Here is an 18,776-nt window from a genome sequence, read left to right as displayed (position 1 = left end):
CCACGGATAGACCGGCGGCAATGATCTCATCCGCTGCATTCAATCGAAGAGACAACGACAGTTCACCGGCCACCTGCCGGGGTCTACTGAACTGAATGTCGCTACCACAAAATTACTTGGGAGATGGAGATGGAATACTACACCGTGAAGCCGGCGGAGCCTTCGGCGATCTATGAAGCCCTTCGGGATTTCCTAGACGGTGCTCTCGATCCTCTCCTGCAGACCAATCAGAGTTCACTACCTATCAAGTTTCTATACAAGTATTTTGGTCCGGGCAGCGTCGCCAGCGAACTTAACAAGGTAATTACCAGAGAAGACGGCTTTTTCTATTTTGACGGAGTTAAGATCATCGCCGACTCCGCTCTCAAGGCCGAGATCGCCGCAGAACTGGCAAATGCAGCCAAGGCAGCCGTGCTTGGACTCTTTGGTGTTACCGCACTCCCTATCGGGGTTGAGATTGTAGTGGCAGGTGTCGCTGCCGCGGGCGCGACGTGGGTCTACCAATCGTTTGTCCAACCCGTCTTGGGGCACTTTCACGAAGTATTAGGCGAGGCGTCGACGAGACTCGAAATCGCGGACAGCACCGGCAGGGCCATGACCGGCGTGGTTTACCGCAATGGGCTTGCAGCAGAAGGGAAGTCGACCGTCGACGCGGTGTTAAGCCTTCTCAATTTTTCGGCAGGCAAGTTCGACGTCAACTCTCATGTCGCCATTTATACCCCGCAAAACAGCGACAAGGAGAGCATCGGATATGACATTCTTGCCGGCAATCACCTCGCCCGAATCGCTGGCGCGCTGGGGGTAACGACGACCGAAATCGCTAACCGCTCCGGACTCGATGCCAATAGCGTTACAGCAAAGAATTCCGACCTTCTCGCGCCTTACCTGTCGGGGGCGGACTTCAGCATCATGCAGACTGGTGCGAAACTAAGCTTGCACATGTACGACAAGAATATCGGTGACGACCTGACGTTGCTGAAAAAGGAGATCTCCATCGGCGGAGACTTGAGCGGTCTCGACTTACAAGCGGCGCAACTTGCGGTGTTTGGCACCGATGGCGGCGACAACATCGACGTCACCGTCTCGACCGGAAAGGTTTACGTCTATGGCGGGATGGGATCGGACACCATTCGCGGCGGTGCAGGAGGCGATGTTCTGTGGGGTGACAGCCCGGTTGGTCCGAGCAATGGAGAAGTCGATTTCATCCACGGCGCGGGTGGCAACGATGAGATATTCGGCGGTGGCGGTGGCGATCAGCTCTTCGGAGATGATGGCGCGGATTACATCGAGGGCGGAGCCGGTGACGACACGATCGATGGCGGAACCGAGATGGACGAGATCTGGGGTGGCGTGGGCAGTGACACCATCCACGGCGGCGAAGGAAATGACGTCGTCAGGGCAGGATCAAGCGTTCCCCGCGAGGATGATACTGGCGCGACCAACAAGCTCTATGGCGATGGAGGACGCGACGAAATCTATGGCGCCGAAGGTAACGATCAACTCTATGGCGGCGCCGACGAGGACAAGCTGTCGGGCGGTGCCGGCAACGACATTCTTATGGGGCAAAGGGGAGATGCGGAGTATAGAGGCGGGGACGGAGCCGACATCTTCGTCATTGATCGAGGCGCCAAGCGCATCGTTATCAAGGACGCTAGTGCCGAGGATCGACTAGTCATCCGTGCGAGCGACGTCGCAAGCCTCAAAGACTCCGAGGATCAGTATTCCTACAAACCGACATATAGTGATTGGGCCATCGTGATCGGAACGGGAGTATATGGCCCGCCTGGCTCGCTGTATGCGAGTTTGCAGGGGCACTGGTACATCGAAGTGCCCGACCGCCCAGAGGAAAAATTCGCCGTCGATTACGAGGCGAAACTGAAGAACGGCAATCTCGAGCTGACGTTCCGGGACGTTGGTTACAAGGGTGCTCCCGAGATCGTCGTCGTCATCGAGAACTTCAAGGCCGGGATGCTTGGTCTCGATAGTGTTCCGCATTCGACGTGGGCTGATCACTGGTATGACAGTGTGTCTATTCCCATTCCGGTCACGACCCAGATTGGCACCGAATCGGACGGGGGCCAGCAGCGACAGCTTGACGCCTCAACTTCGGCGGTCGGAGACGATCACCTCCTCGGTTCGAATACCGATGACGACCTGCTTGGCCTAAGCGGGAACGACGTACTCGAGGGTAAAGCAGGCGTAGACGTACTAGATGGCGGGAGCGGTGATGACGTTCTGACCGGCGGTGCCGGTGATGACGAATTGGCCGGAGGTGGTGGGTCCGACACCTATTACTATTCCTCAGCCGATGGCAGCGACATCATTGGTGAGATCGCATCCGAGACCGACGTCAACACTCTGGTGCTGACGGACCTTAATCTCGCGGACGTGACGTTTTCGTTCGAAGCGGGGAGTTCTTACGATCTGATCGTCACCATCGGGACGACTGGAAAGACGATTCGGGTTTTTGGGCAGTTCGATCTCGGCCAAGCGCCGCTTGGCCTCTCTCAGATCGAGTTCGCGGATGGCAGCGTTCTGGATCGGGCCGCGATCGAGCTGGCGGCTGGATTTCAGGCGCCGATCGGAGACATCATCGGGACTGAAGCTGCGGAAACGCTGACGGGAGACTCTTTCGGAAATTGGATCAAAGGCAACGGTGGCGATGATATCGTCGACGGAGCCGGTGGCAACGACGAAATTAACGGGGGTGCCGGGTCTGACGTGCTGAATGGCGGAGCCGGCAACGACATTTTCGTCGCGGAAGCATCCGACGGCAATGACATCATCAATGGTGGCGACGGGGCAGGCGATGAACTAGTGTTCTGGAGCATCAGCTCGGCGATCACCGTAGATTTGCAGAATGGAACTGCGACAGGTGCCGACATTGGATCTGATACCCTCGCAGGCATCGAGAACGTTTCCGCCGCTTTCAACGGCGGGAATGACATCCTGATCGGTAGTGGGGCAGACAACGTTCTCGACGCTGGCGGTGGTAACGACACGATCACTGGCGGCGCTGGCGACGACACCTTGTCGGGTGGATACGGCAGCGACACGTATCATTTCTCGATCGGAGATGGCGATGACTTCCTGTTTGATAACGCCAATCTTCCGAATGAGCAGGATTTGCTGGTATTCGGACCCGGCCTCGATCTGGACGATGTGAATTTCCAATGGCAGGGCCAGAACGACGCCAAGGTGACCATCGCCAATGGAGGCGGAAGCATCGTTATCGCCGGTCAGCTTCAGCAGGGCGAAGGTATCGAACTATTCCAGTTCTCGAACGGCACCTCGATTTCAGCAGAGGCGGTCGCTGCGATCGTCGTTGCGAGCCAGTCCAGCTCCGGCGATGATCTCATCAACGGGACCGGTTTCAACGACACCGTCACTGGCGGCACCGGAAATGACCACATCCGGTTCGTCGGCAGCGGGGATGTCATCGTCTATGCCGAAGGAGACGGTAACGACATCATCGAGGCAGATTCCCCGGTCGGGTTGCAGCTGACGGATCTGAGCGTAACCGACCTGCGATTTTCTTTTGCAGGCACTGATCTGCTCATCACGGTCGTTCCGACCGGCGACACGATCCGCGTGAAGGACCACTATGCCGACACCGGGCAATCGACCGGGCTCGGCCAGGTCACGTTTGCGGACGGGACGGTTTGGGATCGAGCAAACATTCAAGCTGCCAGTGGCTATGCCCCCACTGACGCGGCCCTGACTGGCAACTCCATTGCCGAAAACGCGGTCATTGGCACACTGGTCGGAACGGTAGTAGGAGTCGATCCGGATCCAGATGCGACATTGACGTATAGCCTGACGGGCGACGCGGGCGGGCGATTTGCAATCAACGCAACTACGGGCGCAATCACCGTCGCGAATGGAACGCTACTCGACTATGAGACAAACACCTCGCACAGCGTGACTGTGCGAGTTACCGATCAGGACGGGGTCAGCTTCGACAAGTCGTTCATGCTGGACCTGACCAATGTCAACGAATCACCGATCGAGGCTACGCTGATCGGTGGCTCGGTGGCCGAAAATGCCGCCAATGGAACTGCGGTCGGCACAGTCGCCGGTATCGACGCCGACGCCGGCGCGACGCTGACCTATGGTTTGATCGATGATGCCGGCGGGCGCTTTGCGATAAGCGCCGCGACGGGTCAGATCACGGTCCTGAACGGCGCGCTGCTGAACTACGAGGCCGCGGCATCGCACAGTGTCACGGTCCGGGTGACCGACCAGGGCGGGCTGACTTTCGACAAATCGTTCACGCTCGGTCTCACTGACGTCAACGAGGCACCGACCGACGCGACCCTGGCCGGCGGCTCGGTGGCCGAAAATGCGGCGAGCGGCACCATCGTCGGAACCGTGGCCGGCGTCGATCCCGATGCCGGGGCCGTCCTGAGCTATTCGCTGACGGACAACGCCGGCGGGCGCTTCGCGATCGACGCAGCAACCGGCCAGATCACCGTGGCCGATGGTTCGCTGCTCGACTACGAGGCAACGACGTCCCACGCCATTACTGTTCATGTCGTGGATCAGGGCGGGCTGGCCTTCGACAAGGTGTTCACGATTGCCGTGACCGACGTCAACGAGGCGGGTAACCAGGCTCCGAGCGATGCGACCTTGAGCGGCGGCACTATTGCCGAGAACTCCGGCAACGGCGCGGTGGTCGGAACGGTCGCCGGCGTCGATCCGGACAGCGGCGCCGTCCTGACCTATTCCCTGACGGACAACGCAGGAGGACGCTTCGCCATCAATGCGACCTCCGGCCAGATCACGGTCGCCGATGGTGCGCTGCTCGACTACGAGACCGCAACGTCGCACAACGTGACGGTCCGGGTCACGGACCAGGGCGGCCTGACTTACGACGAGGTGTTCGTACTCGCTGTCACCGACGTCGCGGGCGCGACCCTGAACGGCACCTCGGCGGCCGACACCCTGACCGGCACGGAAGAAAACGACGTCCTCAACGGACTTGACGGCAATGATGTTCTGAACGGCCTCGGCGGCAACGACACGCTCGACGGAGGTACGGGCAACGACACCATGACCGGCGGCGCCGGGAACGACGTCTACATCGTCGACGCGGCCGGCGACGTCGTGAACGAGACGGCCAACGAGGGGATCGACGAGATTCGCACCTCGCTGTCGAGCTATACGCTCGGCGCGAACGTCGAAAATGTGACGGCCACGACGTCTACGGCGCTGACGGCAAGCGGCAACGCCCTCGACAACGTCATCAAGGGCAACAGCGGCAACGACGTCCTGTTCGGCGGTGACGGCAACGATACGTTGCTGGGCGGAGCCGGCGACGACGTTCTGCAGGGCGGCGCCGGCAACGACATCTTCGACGGCCAAGGCGGCCAGAACTGGATCACGACAGGCACCGGCCAGGACACGCTGATCCTCAACGGCGCCAGCGGATATTTGCAGGTCGACGACTTCAGCGACGGTAACGACAAGATCAACATGCGCGGCACCGGTGTCACGGCGCAGAATGCCGCGCAGAACGTCACCCTGACCGAATATGCGGAAGGCGGGGTCCTCGTCGAATTCGGGACCTCGCAGATCTGGTTCGAGAACATCATGCCGGGCCAGATCACATTCGACGACTTCGTCTTCGACACGTCCGGCGGCGGAGACAATCACGCTCCGACCAACGCGACCTTGAGCGGAGGTTCGATTGCGGAGAATTCGACCAATGGGACCGTCGTCGGAACGGTGACGGGCGTAGATCCCGACGCCGGAGCCGTGCTGAGCTATTCGCTCACGGACAATGCCGGCGGCCGCTTCGCAATCAATGCCGCGACCGGCCAGATCACGGTCGCGAACGGAGCGTTGCTCGATTACGAGACGGCCACCTCGCACGATGTCGTGGTTCGTATCGTCGATCAGGGCGGGCTGAGCTTCGACAAGGTCTTCACGCTGGCGGTCACGGACGCCGCCGGCGTCACGCAGAACGGGACATCGGCGGCCGACACGCTGATCGGCACGAACGAGGGCGACACGCTCAACGGGCTCGGCGGCAACGATACCCTGAACGGTCTCGGCGGCAACGACGTTCTGGACGGAGGGGCCGGCAACGACACCATGAACGGCGGCACCGGAAACGACATCTATATCGTCGATTCCAGCAATGACGTCGTCAACGAGAGCGCCAATGAAGGCATCGACGAGGTGCAGACCTCGCTCTCGTCCTATACGCTCGGTGACAATTTCGAGAATCTCACGGGGACGAACGGCGGCGGCTTCACCGCGGCCGGCAACGCGCTCGACAACATCATCACCGGGAGCAGCGGCAACGACGTGCTGTTCGGCGAGGATGGTAACGATGTCCTGCGCGGCGGCGCCGGTGATGACGTCATGCAAGGTGGCGCGGGCAACGACACCTTCCAGGGACAGGGCGGCGTCAAGTGGATCACAACCGGCGCCGGCGCCGACGTCCTGGTGTTCAACGCCGGCAGCGGCGCGTTCCAGGTCGACGATTTCACCGACGGCAGCGACAAGATCGACATGCGCGGCACCGGCGTCACCGCAGAGAACGCGGCGCAGAACGTCACTCTGACGGAATATGCGGAGGGCGGCGTGCTCGTCCAGTTCGGATCATCCGAGATCTGGCTGGCGAATGTCATGCCCGGTCAGATCACGTTCGCGGACGACTTCATCCTGAGTTGACCCGGCCGGGGACGTGACGCGTTCGGAGGATCTGGCGAACTGGCCAGATCCTCCGACAAATCATGGCGCGCTTCCGGTCCGGCATGGCCTGCGGCCGGGCGCGTCGTCACTCAATTCGCTGCCGCGCCGCAAGCCTCTAAAAGTCCCATGCAGAGGTTGTAAATTCGATAACTACACTTGTTATCGCAACCTTAAAGCGGGTCCGTAACTGTACGGAGGCAATGCAATACCATGGGTCCACCATGCTCGACACGGATGCCCGGACCGCCTGGCAGCTTTTCCACCTCAACTGGCTTCCGATCTTCGGGATGGCGACCCTGCTGGCGATCGGCCTTCCCGCCACCGGACTGAGCCTCGAGCCGGTCGCCTACGGCGCGACCGTGGCGATCGCCGCGGTGCTGCTCGCGGTCACCTATGGCCACCGGCGCGTCAAAGGCGAGCTCGCGGATCCGAAGCTGGTGTTTTCCCTCGGCACCATCGGACAGGTCATTCTCACCTGCGCCATCGTCGGACCACTGAGTTACGTCGCGGGCAAGCTGAACTGGCCGCTCCAGGACGGGGCGCTGCTGGCGATCGACCGGGCGCTCGGCCTCGATCCGGAACCGATCGCGCGTTACGTCAACGATCATCCCTGGCTCGCAACCTGCCTCGCGCGCGCCTACGGATTGATCAAGTTTCCGCTGCTCGGCATTCCCGTCGTGCTGGCACTGACGGCGCGTTATGTGCGGCTGCAATTGTTCATGCTCGCGATGAGCCTTGCGCTCGCGGTCACCATCACGATTTCGGCGGTCGTGCCCGCGATCGGCACCTATTACGCACTGCATTTGCCGGCCGCGCATTTCCCCGAGATCAACACCGCGGTCTATGCCGGACAGCTGCGCGACATCCTCGCGCTTCGGGACGGCAGCCTGGACCAGCTTCGGCTGTTCTCTCTCTCCGGCATCGTCTCGTTTCCGAGCTTTCACGCCGCATCGGCCGTGCTCTACATGTGGGCGCTGTGGCCGGTCCGCGGCCTCGGCGGCCTCGCGGCCGCGCTCAACCTGCTGATGATCGCGGCGACGCCGGTGATCGGCGCGCATTACATCATCGACGTCGCGGCCGGTATCGTGCTCGCCGCAGCCTCGATCTGGGCCGCGACATTCTACCTCGACCGCAGCCGCGCGCCGCGCAAATCCGCCGCGCCGGCTTCGTCGACCGGACTGGCAAGCATCGCCCAAGAAAGTTGACTTGAGAGGTCGAGCTGGGAGCTCGCCCAAAAGAAAAGAGCCCCGTCAATGACGGGGCTCTCGAAAATTCCTGGTTCGTCCGGCCTTACTTGAGGCTGGTCGAGATCGAGGTGAACTTGGTGTTCAGCGTGGTGCCGAGGTTGTTGACGACGGTGATGATCGCCAGCGCGATGCCGGCGGCGATCAGGCCGTATTCAATGGCGGTGGCGCCGGATTCATCCTTCATGAAACGCGAAACGAGGTTCTTCATAGAGTGCTCCAAATGAGTACACGAGGCTACAACTGATCCGGTCTTTTCGGCTTCCCAGCGCCGCCCGACCATGAAACCGAACGTAGAGGCAAAGAATTGCGCCGCAGTTAATTCGACTGCGTAAACATCGGGCGGTTTGCGTGTATTCGCCGATGGTAAACCGAAATCTAAAACAATCCGTTAAATGGTCCGGACATCACACCGGCATCGCGCTGCCGGTTTACCCGAAGTTATGACCGCCCGTGGTCCAATGCCGCCCGCTCGGACCGACGCGACAAGAACAACAGGACGACGAGGCGGCATGTCCCTTTCCTTTGCCAACAGCATCGTAGTGCAGGGCCGCGCGAGGGCCCTGGTGCCGCTATGCGTCGGAGCCGGAGCCTACCTGTTCTACCTCTTTCTCGGCGACACGCTGCTTCAGGATTCCGACTCGTTCTGGCAGATCAAGATCGGGCAATGGATCCTCGATCACGGCGCCATGCCCACCACCGACATCTATTCCTTCACGCGAACCGGCGCGCCGTGGATCTCGACGTCGTGGCTGTCGCAGGTGCTGTTCGCCTTCTCCCACGCGCAATGGGGCTGGGCAGGTCCCGTCATTCTCACCGCCCTCGCGGTCGCGCTCACGCTCGCAATCTTCGTCCACCTGCTCGACGTGCAGATCGAGGCACCGCGCGCCGTGCTGTTCGCGATGCTGGCGCTGCTGCTGTCGATCCATCACGTGCTGGCGCGGCCGCATATCCTGGCGCTGCCCGTCCTGGTCGCGTGGTGCGGCCTGCTGATGCAAGCCGCCGACCGCAGGAGCGCGCCGTCCTGGACCTGGCTGCCGGTGATGGCGCTCTGGGCCAATTTGCACGGCGGCTTCGTGCTGGGCCTGGCGCTGATCGGCCCGATCTCGCTCGAGGCGGTCGAGCATGCCGAGAAGGGACGACGACTTCGGCTGTTCATGCGCTGGGTGCTGTTCGGAATCGGCGCGCTGATCGCGAGCTGCTGCACGCCCTATGGCTGGCGGACGCTGCAGGGCGCGACCAACATCCTCGGCCTTGGCGAGCTGCTGTCGCTGATCTTCGAATGGATGCCGGCGAACTTCGCCACGTTCACTTCCTTCGAAGGCGCCCTGCTCGGCCTGATCGCATTCGGCTATTATCGCGGCCTCGTGCTATCCGCGCCCCGGATCTTCCTGATCCTGTTCCTGACCTGGAGCGCGCTGACCCATGTCAGAAGCATCGAGGCTTTTGCGTTCCTTGTGCCGCTGGTGCTGGCAAAGCCGCTGGGCGAGATGTTTCCGCGCCGCGCACCGGACGCCATCGGCGCCGACCGCTGGCCGGCCCGCTATGTCACCGCGCTGGGCGCGCTGATGATCGTGGCGGCAAGCTGGACCTCGACGTCGCTCTACATGGGACACCACCGCTTCACCTTCACGATGACGCAGACCCCGGTTGCGGCGGTCGACCTGCTCGAGAAGCTCGGGGTGAAGCGCATCTTCAATGCCTACCAGTTCGGCGGCTATCTGATCTCGCGCGACATTCCGGTCTTCGTCGACGGCCGCGCCGAGCTCTATGGCGAGAAGTTCGTCATGGATTTCTTCAAGGCGACGGAGGGCAAGAAGCCCGAGCTGCTGCCGCGCCTGCTCGACGAGTACAGGATCGACGCGACGCTGCTGGTCGCCGACGCGCCGGGCCCACAGATCCTCGACCAGCTCAAGGGCTGGAAGCGGATCTATGCGGACGATATCGCCGTGATCCATGTGCGCGACCCCGCGAACAGCGCGACCGAGGCGCCCTCGAAGTGAGGACCCGCGCTACAGACGACCCTCGGCTGCACGAGCGTGGTTAATTGCAGATCACCAAGCAGCGCCTTAGATCCTTAACAGTTGCAGCAAGGCGACCTTAACCGCCGTCTCATAGACTTCCGCCCTGCAACCCCGTCGGAATCCTTCGCATGGCGGCCAATTCCAGCCCGATCCGCTACAGCCTCGTCATCCCCGTGTTCAACGAGGAAGCCGTGCTGCCGGTCCTGTTGCGCCGGCTCGACCTGGTCATGTCCCAGCTCGACGGGCCTGCGGAGGCGATCTTCGTCGACGACGGCAGCAGCGATTCCAGCTCGATCGTGCTGCGGGCGCTCGCCGCGCGCGATCCGCGCTTTCGCTACATCGGCCTGTCGCGAAATTTCGGCCATCAGATCGCCATCACCGCCGGCATGGACGCGACGCAGGGTGACGCGATCATCGTCATGGATGCCGATCTGCAAGACCCGCCCGAAGTGATCGAGCAGTTGATCGCGAAGTGGAAGGAAGGCAACGACATCGTTCACGCCCGCCGCCTGTCGCGCGAGGGCGAAAGCCGCTTCAAGCGCGCGACGGCGCATCTGTTCTATCGGCTTCTCGGCAGGATGTCCTCCGTCGGCATCCCCGCCGATGTCGGCGACTTCCGCCTGATCGATCGCAAGGTGCTGGAAGCACTTCGGCAGATGCCGGAGCAGGATCGCTTCGTACGCGGCATGATCGCATGGCTCGGCTTCCGGCAGGCCGAGGTCGCCTTCCACCGCCTCGAGCGCGCCGCGGGCGAAACCAAATATCCGCTGTTCAAGATGGTGCGGCTCGCGATGAATGCCGCGCTCGGCTTTTCCGATCTGCCCCTGCGGCTCGCGATCTGGTGCGGATTGACGGTCTCGGGACTGGCCCTGCTCTACGGCGGCTGGGTGATCCTGTTGTGGCTGGGCAAAGACAGCCATCTCGTGACCGGCTGGTCGTCGACCATCGTCGTCGTGTCCCTGCTGTGCGGGATCAACATGCTGATGACCGGTATCGTCGGGCTCTATGTCGGCCGCATTCATGCCGAGGTGAAGCGCCGCCCGCTCTATGTGGTGCAGACGCGCGCCGGCTTCGATCGCAACGAGGCGGCGGCAGCCCCTGCGATCCACGCCGTCAACGAGTAACCCGGCGCATGGGCGAGCTCTTCGACGGCTATCACGACAACTACCGCGACGTCGTCCAATCCTCGATCGACTTTTCCGGCTTGCCGCACGATTTCTTCATGCGCGCGAAGGCCGATCTGCTGCGCGATCTGATCGCGCAGCGGCTGGACGCGGAGAGGCCCGACATGCTTGACGTCGGCTGCGGCGTCGGCAGCCTTCATCCCCTGCTGCACGGCATGGTCGGTCGCTTGAGCGGTATCGACGTCTCTTCGGCCAGCCTGGCGCAGGCCCGCACGGCCAATGGCGGGGTCGACTACCGCGAGTTCGACGGCCGCACGTTTCCCTTCGACAACGCCAGCTTCGATCTGGTCACGGCCATCTGCGTGATGCACCATATCGTGCCGGCCGATTGGGCGCACTTCATCGCCGAGATGCGGCGGGTGGTGCGCCCGGCGGGACTCGTCTGCGTGATCGAGCACAATCCGTACAATCCGCTGACGCGCCTTGCCGTCTCACGCTGCGAATTCGACCGGGACGCCGTCTTGCTCGGTGCCGGCACGACCCGAAAGCTGATGGCCGCCGGCGGCTTGCGCGAGATCGGAGCCCGCCATTTCCTGCTGCTCCCCTGGAACACCAGACCGGCGCGTCGCCTCGAACATGCCCTCAGCGGCGTGTCGCTCGGAGGTCAATACGCAGCCTTCGGGACCGGCTGATCTATCTTGGCGGCGTATCACGCCGCTTGTGCACGACCGCCACATCGTCGCTGTAGACGCGTTGCCACTGCGGCAGCCGATCCAGCATCGCGACCGCCGGCGTCCGCGGCGCGAGCAGCGTCGCGCCGATGTCGTATTCGTCGAGCAGCTTGAGAAAATCTGCGAGATCGACCAGCGCCAAGGCACGATTGTAGCGGTCGATGAACGGTCCGCCGTACAGTTCGCCGCGACCATCGACAAAGGTGGGAATGCCGGCAAAGATCAGATAGCCGCCGAAGGAGTAATCGTTGAGGATGCGCCCCGTCTTGGCGAGGTTGGTTTGAGCGATCGCAGCCTGGGGGGTGATATTGGAAGCCGGCCTGATGTCGCGCGCCAGCGCCGCGCCGCTCATTGCGATCAAGACACCGAACGCCGCCAGATTCAGGCCGCGTGACCAGCCCTCCGCATCGTCCGCTGTCCGCTTGCCGAACGTTTGACCCAAGGGGGCCGCCAGATAGAGCGGCGCCAGCATGGCCAGAAGATCCGCATTGCGGACCTGCGCCAGTGCGAAATGGAGCAAGCCGATCACCACCAGCGTCCGCACGACCGGCAGCGTCACGCCGCGCGAGAGCGCAAAGATGCCGGCCAGCAGCAGCAGTTCGAAGCCGCCGACATGGCTGAAATCCTGCGGCCGCCATTCCGCGATCCAGGCGAGCGCGGAGCCGAGGCCGAGCGTCGTCAGCGGCATCAGCAGCGGCTCCGGCCCATGCGGCGTCAGGCAGGACGCAGCGAGGGCAAGCGCCGTGAATGGCAGCCACCGCAGGACAACGCGCGGCCATTCGCTTCGCCCCTCACGCAGCAGCGCCTCGAGCACCGCCGGGCCGATCAACCCGAGCGCCAGCACCACGCTGCCATGCAGATTGGCCCACAGGACCAGCAGCGGCAGCGCCCAATATGGCGGAGGCCCGCCGCGATCCATGCAGCGCACCAGGGCGGCCGCCCAGGTCACCATCACCGGCAGCACGAGGGCGTGTGGCCGCGCCAGCATATGCGGCGCCAACAGGACGACGGCCGCGATCACCATGAGCAATGTCAGGCTCGGCGAGAGCTCGCGCAGCAGGAAGAAGGTGAACAAGCCAAAGGCCAGCGCTATCGCGGCGGCTGCGACAATGACGACTCCGGGCCAGCCGGAAGGTGCGTAGGCTCCGGCGTAGACGAGCTCCGAGAGCCATTCGAACGTGATCCAGGGCGCGCCGAGCTTTGAAAACGAAAAGGGATCGCTCTCCGGCAGGGCGCCATGCGCGATGATCCAGCGTCCGACCTCGAGATGAGAATAGCTATCGGGATCACCCAGCAGCCGCGGCCCAGCGATCAGCAGCAGGCCATACACGCCGAGGCCCACTGCCCAGGGGAGCGCTGCTCGTGCCGGAAACGGTTGAACCGCGCTGTGGACGACCTGGTCAGTCATGGCGGGCCAAAATAGGACGCAAGCGTTAAGTTCTTCTTTAGTGATTCCCGCGTTTGCGCCGAGGCGCGCCGACGGCTCCGGACGGATTGGCCGCGCAACCCATCTCGGATGGATTGTCGCCGGCGTGATCGCAGGCTGCCTTCACTTCTCGGTGCGGACCGTCTTGGGAACCGACACGCCCGTTCAGCCATGCGGTATCATCCGATGGTCAAACAGGAAGGTGTCATGCTCTTCGCAATCTCTTCATCGCACTTCTCGTCACGGTCTCGGTTGCGACGGCGCGCGCAGCGCCGCAATGGCTGAGCCTGCCGCCGACGCCAACCTTGCCCAAGGCGGCCCAGAGCGGCTATGCACCCGTCAACGGCGTCAAAGTCTGGTACGCCGTGTTCGGCCACGGCCAGCCCGTCCTGTTGCTGCATGGCGGCCTGGCCAACGCAAACTACTGGGGCCACCAGGTCCGCGCGCTGCAACGGCATTATCAGGTCATCGTCATGGAGAGCCGCGGCCATGGCCGCAGCAGCCGCAATCAGGAGCCGTATGGCTACGATCTGATGGCCTCCGACGTGATCGCCCTGCTCGATCATCTGGGGATCAAGAAGACCGCGATCGTCGGCTGGAGCGACGGCGCGATCATTGGCCTCGACATCGCGATGAAGCACCCGGAACGCGTGAGCAGGCTGTTCGCGTTTGCGGCCAACTCGGATCCGTCAGGCGTTGCGGATATCGCGTCGAACGACGTCTTCAATGCCTATATCGCCAGGGCCGGCGAAGAGTACAAGCGGCTCTCGCCGACCCCGACGGAGTACAAGGGCTTCGTCGACGAGATTACCAAGATGTGGGAGAGCCAGCCGAAATGGACGGCCTCGGACCTCGTGGCGATCAAGGTCCCGATCTGGATCGTCGATGGCGACCGCGACGAGGCGATCAAGCGCGACAACACCGCGTTCATGGCGGCGAGCATTCCGGGCGCCGGCCTGTTGATCCAGCCGCAGGTCAGTCACTTCTCGTTCCTGCAGGACCCCGAGCAGTTCAACGACGATGTGCTGCATTTCCTGGGGCGGAAGGACGCGGCGAAGTGAGATATCGTAAGGTGAGCAAAGCGACTTGTCGGCCGTAGCTCGAAGAGCGAAGGCGGATGCGTGCCCACGACTTCGGTCTCAGTTGCTGAGAGATCGTGGGCACGGCGCTACGCGCCTTTGCCCACGCTACGAGACCGGTGCTGAGTCACTGCGAGCCCAAACTGCATCCACATCGTCATTGCGAAGCGCGGCAGCTATTTCGCGACCTTGGCCCGGTCCTTCACGGGGATCACGAGCTTCAGGCCCGACCAGACATCGTCGACGGCGCAGACCTTGATATCGACGAGACCGTTTGCGAGCGCGGTGTCGCGCACTAGCGTTTCCGTCACATCGGTCACCACGCCGGACGCCTTCTTCGGCCATGACGCCCAGATCATCCCGCTGGGCGCGATCACCTTGCGATAGCCGCGCAACTTGGCCGCAAAGCCCTTCGCCTCGATTACGAAGACATGCACCATGTCGAGCGGCGCCTTGGCGGTCTTTGCCATGACCACGTCGTCAGGCAACTCGCCGACGACGTCGCGATAGGCCGTCGAGAGGCCATCCACGAAAATACAAAAGCCCGGCTTGATGCCGAGCTTTTGCACTAACGGTTTGCCGGAGTAGCCGGCCATGGCACGCAGGAGTTACGCCTGGGGCTGCGGCTCCAGGCCGGGATCTGCATCGGGCCGCGGGCGCGGCGACTTGCCGGCCGGGGGCACCGCTGAGGCGCGTGGCGTTGTCGGCTCGAGCACGGACTCGCGGTTCGGCTTCTTGCCCTTGAGCAGATCGACGATCTCGTCGCCCGAGAGCGTCTCGAACTCGAGCAGACCCTTGGCGAGAGCTTCGAGATCGGCGCGCTTCTCGGTGAGAATGCGCGTCGCTTCGTTGTAGCCCTCTTCCACGAAACGCCGGATCTCGGAGTCGATCTTCTGGACCGTCGCCTCGGAAGCGTTCTGCGTGCGCGAGACCGACATGCCCAGGAACACCTCGTCCTGGTTTTCGCCGTAGGAGACGGTGCCGAGCTTTTCGGACAGACCCCAGCGCGTCACCATCATCCGGGCCAGACGTGTCGCCTGCTCGATGTCGGAGGACGCACCCGAGGTCACCTTCTCGCGGCCGAAGATCAGCTCTTCGGCGACACGGCCGCCCATCATGATCGCGAGGCGCGAGGTCATCTGCTCCAGAGACATCGACAGCTTGTCGCGCTCGGGCAGCTGCATGACCATGCCGAGCGCACGGCCGCGCGGAATGATGGTCGCCTTGTGGATCGGATCGGTCGCGACGACGTTGAGGCCGACGATGGCGTGGCCGCCCTCGTGGTAGGCCGTCAGCAGCTTCTCTTCCTCGGTCATGACGAGCGACTTGCGCTCGGCGCCCATCATCACCTTGTCTTTTGCTTCCTCGAACTCGGCCTGCGTCACCATCCGCTTGTTGCGACGGGCGGCCGTGAGCGCGGCTTCGTTGACGAGGTTCATCAGGTCGGCGCCGGAGAAGCCCGGGGTGCCGCGCGCGATGGTCTTGAGGTTGATATCCGGCGCCAGCGGCACCTTGCGGACGTGAACCTTGAGGATCTGCTCGCGGCCGACGACGTCGGGGTTCGGCACCACGACCTGACGGTCGAAGCGACCCGGACGCAGCAGCGCCGGATCGAGCACGTCGGGGCGGTTGGTCGCGGCGATCAGGATCACGCCCTCGTTCGCCTCGAAGCCGTCCATCTCGACCAGCAGCTGGTTCAGCGTCTGCTCGCGCTCGTCATTGCCGCCGCCGAGACCGGCGCCACGATGACGACCGACCGCGTCGATTTCGTCGATGAAGATGATGCAGGGCGCGTTCTTCTTGGCCTGCTCGAACATGTCACGCACACGAGAGGCGCCGACGCCGACGAACATTTCGACGAAGTCCGAACCGGAGATCGTGAAGAACGGCACGTTGGCTTCGCCCGCGACCGCGCGCGCGATCAGCGTCTTACCGGTGCCGGGGGGGCCGACCAGCAGCACACCGCGCGGAATGCGACCGCCGAGGCGCTGGAATTTGCCGGGGTCGCGCAGGAATTCGACGATCTCCTGCAGGTCCTGCTTGGCCTCGTCGACGCCCGCGACGTCCTCGAAGGTGACGCGGCCATGTGCTTCCGTCAGCATCTTGGCGCGCGACTTGCCGAAGCCCATCGCCTTGCCGGCGCCGCCCTGCATCTGGCGCGACAGGAAGATCCACACGCCGATCAGCGCGATGAACGGCAGCCAGGAGACCAGCAGCGAGACGAACCACGGCACGTTGTCGCCCGGCGGCTTCGCGGTGATCTGCACCTTGCTGTCATACAGGCGCTTCACCAGCGTCGGGTCGTTCGGCGCATAGGTCTGGAAGCTGGAGCCGTTGGTGAAAGTGCCGTGGATATCCGGGCCCTGGATCACGACGTCGCGCACATTGCCGCGGTCGACCTCGCTCAAGAGCTGCGAGAAGGCGATATCCTGCGAGGAGGCTCGTTGACCTGGATTCTGGAAGAGCGTGAACAACGCCAACAGCAGCAAGACAATGATGACCCAGAGGGCGAAATTGCGCAGATTGGCGTTCATCGATCTTCCTTCGTGGTCGCGCGGATCGCGGCCTCATCCTTGGGCAAGCTAGAGAAAATCCCCAAGGAATCCTCTCGGTTAGACGCATACAATCTAGGTGCCGCCCCGGTCGCTGCCAAGGGAACGAGATGGGACTATTTAGCCCATCTTAGATCGATTCCCGCTGAAATAATGGCGCCCGATGCGGGGTTTTTCCTGCCTGGTTAAGGTGTCCTGACGGCACGGGGCCGAAATGGCCGGTGTCATGATCCGACCCATGCGGCCTTCGGGGCGCCCTTCAGGCACCCCTGCGCCGCCGGGCCGGCGCCGGTGCGATGTGGATACGCCCGCCGGCAAGGCTGATCAAGGCTCCCGCAAGGGTCTGTCGCAATGCCGCCCGGCCGTTTGCGGCCGCGCGAGGGGGCGCGGCGATGGCCTGATCGAGCACGGCCAGGAGGGCTTCGACCTTGCCGAGTTCCGCCGGCCCTTCATGTCCGAGCGCGTTGACGGCCCGCAGCAGGAGCCGCAGCCGGACCTCTTCCGGCAGGGCGGCAAAGCTCGATGCCTCGAAGCTTCGAACGCCTGCCTGCGGCGCAACGTCGCGATCCCGCAAACGGAGGAAGCGCTCGGCGCCGTCGGCGAGCACCTCGACCGCCGCATTGGCCCGCGCCAGCCTTGTCGCGAGCCGCACGAGCGCCCGGGCATCGCCGCCTTCGGCCGCGAGAAGCGGCAGCAGCGCGCGCAGGCGCGGCCGGGTGAATGCGGTGTCGCGGTTGGTGGGATCGTCGGCAAAGTCGACACCGGCCCGCTTCAAGGTCGCGATCAGCTGCGCCTTGGGGACGTCGAGCAGCGGACGCGCCAGCAGGATGCCCTCGCGCTCGCTGAGGGAAGCCATTGCCGACAGGCCGGCAAGTCCGCTGCCGCGGAGCAGCCGCATCAATACCGTCTCGGCCTGATCGTCGCGGGTATGGGCGGTCAGCACATGGCTCGCGCCGACGGCGCGCGCGGCCTGCGCGAGCAGGCGGTAGCGTTCCTCGCGCGCTGCCGCCGGCAGGCCCGTCTTCGGCTTTGCGCCACGCCAGCGCAGGGTCCGGTGCGGCAGGCCAAGCTCGGTGGCGAGCCGCTTGACCTCGCGCGCCTCGCGCACCGCCTCGCGCCGCAGGCCGTGATCGATCGTGACGACGGTGAGAGCCGGGCCGCGCGAGAGGCTGCGCCGCCACCGCGCCGCAAGCCACATCAGCGCGACCGAGTCGGGTCCGCCGGAGACGGCGAGCACCAGCGAAGGCGCAGCTTTCAGGCCGGCAAAGAGCCGCCTCGCCTCGCGCGCCGAGATCGGAGAATTGTCGTCGTCTGACATGACGCTGCCCAGCAATCGCCCGCGAATGGCGGGCGCAATCTATCGCAACACCATCCGCGTTGTCAGGACCCAGGCGTCAGCACTTCACCCGCTTCTGCTCGCGGTCGACGGCGGCTTTGACGCCGGCGGAGGCACGCGGATATTTACGGCCGACCTCGCCGAAGGCGGCGCAGGCGGCCTCCTTCTCCTTCAAGGCGGCGAGCGACTGGCCGAGCCGCAGCAGCGCATCCGGCGCCTTGGCCGATTTCTCGTATTTGGTGGTGACGGTGAGGAAGGCTTCGGCGGAGTCGCGATATTGCTGACGCTGGAAATAGCTCTCGCCGAGCCAGTATTGCGCGTCGCCGAGCAGCGGATCACTCGGGTATTTCGCAGCGAAGTTCTTCATGGTCTGCTCGGCGAGCGCATAGTCCTTGCGCTGCATGTAGCCGATGCCGAGGTCGAACTCGTCGCGGGGCGTGGCCGAAGGCGGCAGCGTCGTCAGGGCCGGAGCGCCAGCAGGTGCCGGATAGCCGGATTGGGCCGGCGGATAACCGGGCTGCGCGGCCGAGGGCGCGGCCTGCGGCTGATAGCGCGGGG

At 63.5% G+C, this 18,776-nt stretch carries 12 protein-coding genes; 6 read left to right on the top strand and 6 right to left on the bottom strand.

The features are described 5' to 3' along the window. Positions 1 to 129: 129 nt before the first annotated feature. Both SE92_RS36165 and SE92_RS28775 read left to right on the top strand, forming a co-directional pair. Positions 130 to 6,681, top strand: a complete 6,552-nt coding sequence (locus SE92_RS36165) for a cadherin domain-containing protein (protein WP_198172809.1) — start codon at positions 130 to 132, stop codon at positions 6,679 to 6,681. A gap of 221 nt (positions 6,682 to 6,902) precedes the next feature. Next, a complete protein-coding gene (locus SE92_RS28775; protein ID WP_245324738.1) occupies positions 6,903 to 7,907 on the top strand; it encodes a phosphatase PAP2 family protein in 1,005 nt (334 codons plus the stop codon). 85 nt (positions 7,908 to 7,992) lie between these two features. Here SE92_RS28775 and SE92_RS28770 read toward each other — a convergent pair whose 3' ends face one another. Continuing rightward, on the bottom strand, positions 7,993 to 8,157 hold the full coding sequence (locus tag SE92_RS28770) for a Flp family type IVb pilin (protein WP_063201121.1): 165 nt from the start codon (positions 8,155 to 8,157) through the stop codon (positions 7,993 to 7,995). A gap of 301 nt (positions 8,158 to 8,458) precedes the next feature. On the opposite strand from SE92_RS28770, the gene SE92_RS28765 reads away from it, so the two are divergent. The 3 genes from SE92_RS28765 to SE92_RS28755 all read left to right on the top strand — a co-directional run bounded on the left by SE92_RS28765 (position 8,459) and on the right by SE92_RS28755 (position 11,786). Next, positions 8,459 to 9,949, top strand: a complete 1,491-nt coding sequence (locus tag SE92_RS28765) for a hypothetical protein (protein ID WP_063201119.1) — start codon at positions 8,459 to 8,461, stop codon at positions 9,947 to 9,949. 149 nt (positions 9,950 to 10,098) lie between these two features. Continuing rightward, complete coding sequence (locus SE92_RS28760) at positions 10,099 to 11,094, top strand: glycosyltransferase family 2 protein (RefSeq protein WP_063201116.1); 996 nt, start codon at positions 10,099 to 10,101, stop codon at positions 11,092 to 11,094. A gap of 8 nt (positions 11,095 to 11,102) precedes the next feature. Beyond that, complete coding sequence (locus tag SE92_RS28755) at positions 11,103 to 11,786, top strand: class I SAM-dependent methyltransferase (RefSeq protein WP_063201113.1); 684 nt, start codon at positions 11,103 to 11,105, stop codon at positions 11,784 to 11,786. 1 nt (position 11,787) lies between these two features. Here SE92_RS28755 and SE92_RS28750 read toward each other — a convergent pair whose 3' ends face one another. Continuing rightward, positions 11,788 to 13,233, bottom strand: coding sequence for a hypothetical protein (locus SE92_RS28750; protein WP_063201109.1), 1,446 nt, complete (start codon positions 13,231 to 13,233; stop codon positions 11,788 to 11,790). Between the two features lie 245 nt (positions 13,234 to 13,478). On the opposite strand from SE92_RS28750, the gene SE92_RS28745 reads away from it, so the two are divergent. Beyond that, positions 13,479 to 14,312 (top strand): alpha/beta fold hydrolase, encoded by an 834-nt coding sequence (locus SE92_RS28745; protein ID WP_063201107.1) that lies wholly within the window; start codon positions 13,479 to 13,481, stop codon positions 14,310 to 14,312. Between the two features lie 194 nt (positions 14,313 to 14,506). On the opposite strand, the gene SE92_RS28740 is transcribed toward SE92_RS28745, so the two are convergent. From SE92_RS28740 to ybgF, 4 genes are all read right to left on the bottom strand, one after another. Continuing rightward, the gene (locus SE92_RS28740; protein ID WP_245324737.1) at positions 14,507 to 14,899 is read right to left on the bottom strand and encodes a DUF3052 domain-containing protein; all 393 of its coding nucleotides are present in this window, start codon (positions 14,897 to 14,899) and stop codon (positions 14,507 to 14,509) included. A gap of 39 nt (positions 14,900 to 14,938) precedes the next feature. After that, positions 14,939 to 16,864, bottom strand: coding sequence for an ATP-dependent zinc metalloprotease FtsH (gene ftsH / locus SE92_RS28735; protein ID WP_063201102.1), 1,926 nt, complete (start codon positions 16,862 to 16,864; stop codon positions 14,939 to 14,941). Between the two features lie 277 nt (positions 16,865 to 17,141). Next, on the bottom strand, positions 17,142 to 18,200 hold the full coding sequence (gene tilS / locus SE92_RS28730) for a tRNA lysidine(34) synthetase TilS (protein ID WP_063201099.1): 1,059 nt from the start codon (positions 18,198 to 18,200) through the stop codon (positions 17,142 to 17,144). Positions 18,201 to 18,276: 76 nt separating this feature from the next. Then, positions 18,277 to 18,776: tol-pal system protein YbgF (gene ybgF, locus SE92_RS28725; RefSeq protein ID WP_063921231.1), on the bottom strand; the 500-nt coding region annotated here is incomplete at its 5' end.

Origin of the sequence: Bradyrhizobium sp. AT1, from assembly GCF_001590795.1 — a bacterium.
Classification (GTDB): domain Bacteria; phylum Pseudomonadota; class Alphaproteobacteria; order Rhizobiales; family Xanthobacteraceae; genus Bradyrhizobium.
This window is presented reverse-complemented; position numbering and strand designations above follow the sequence as displayed.

Coding starts and splice junctions, on each gene's coding strand:
- ftsH (WP_063201102.1), bottom strand. CDS start 16,864: ATGAACGCCAATCTGCGCAATTTCGCCCTCTGGGTCATCATTGTCTTG.
- SE92_RS28750 (WP_063201109.1), bottom strand. CDS start 13,233: ATGACTGACCAGGTCGTCCACAGCGCGGTTCAACCGTTTCCGGCACGA.
- SE92_RS28765 (WP_063201119.1), top strand. CDS start 8,459: ATGTCCCTTTCCTTTGCCAACAGCATCGTAGTGCAGGGCCGCGCGAGG.
- SE92_RS28770 (WP_063201121.1), bottom strand. CDS start 8,157: ATGAAGAACCTCGTTTCGCGTTTCATGAAGGATGAATCCGGCGCCACC.
- tilS (WP_063201099.1), bottom strand. CDS start 18,200: ATGTCAGACGACGACAATTCTCCGATCTCGGCGCGCGAGGCGAGGCGG.
- SE92_RS28755 (WP_063201113.1), top strand. CDS start 11,103: ATGGGCGAGCTCTTCGACGGCTATCACGACAACTACCGCGACGTCGTC.
- SE92_RS28760 (WP_063201116.1), top strand. CDS start 10,099: ATGGCGGCCAATTCCAGCCCGATCCGCTACAGCCTCGTCATCCCCGTG.
- SE92_RS28775 (WP_245324738.1), top strand. CDS start 6,903: ATGCAATACCATGGGTCCACCATGCTCGACACGGATGCCCGGACCGCC.
- SE92_RS36165 (WP_198172809.1), top strand. CDS start 130: ATGGAATACTACACCGTGAAGCCGGCGGAGCCTTCGGCGATCTATGAA.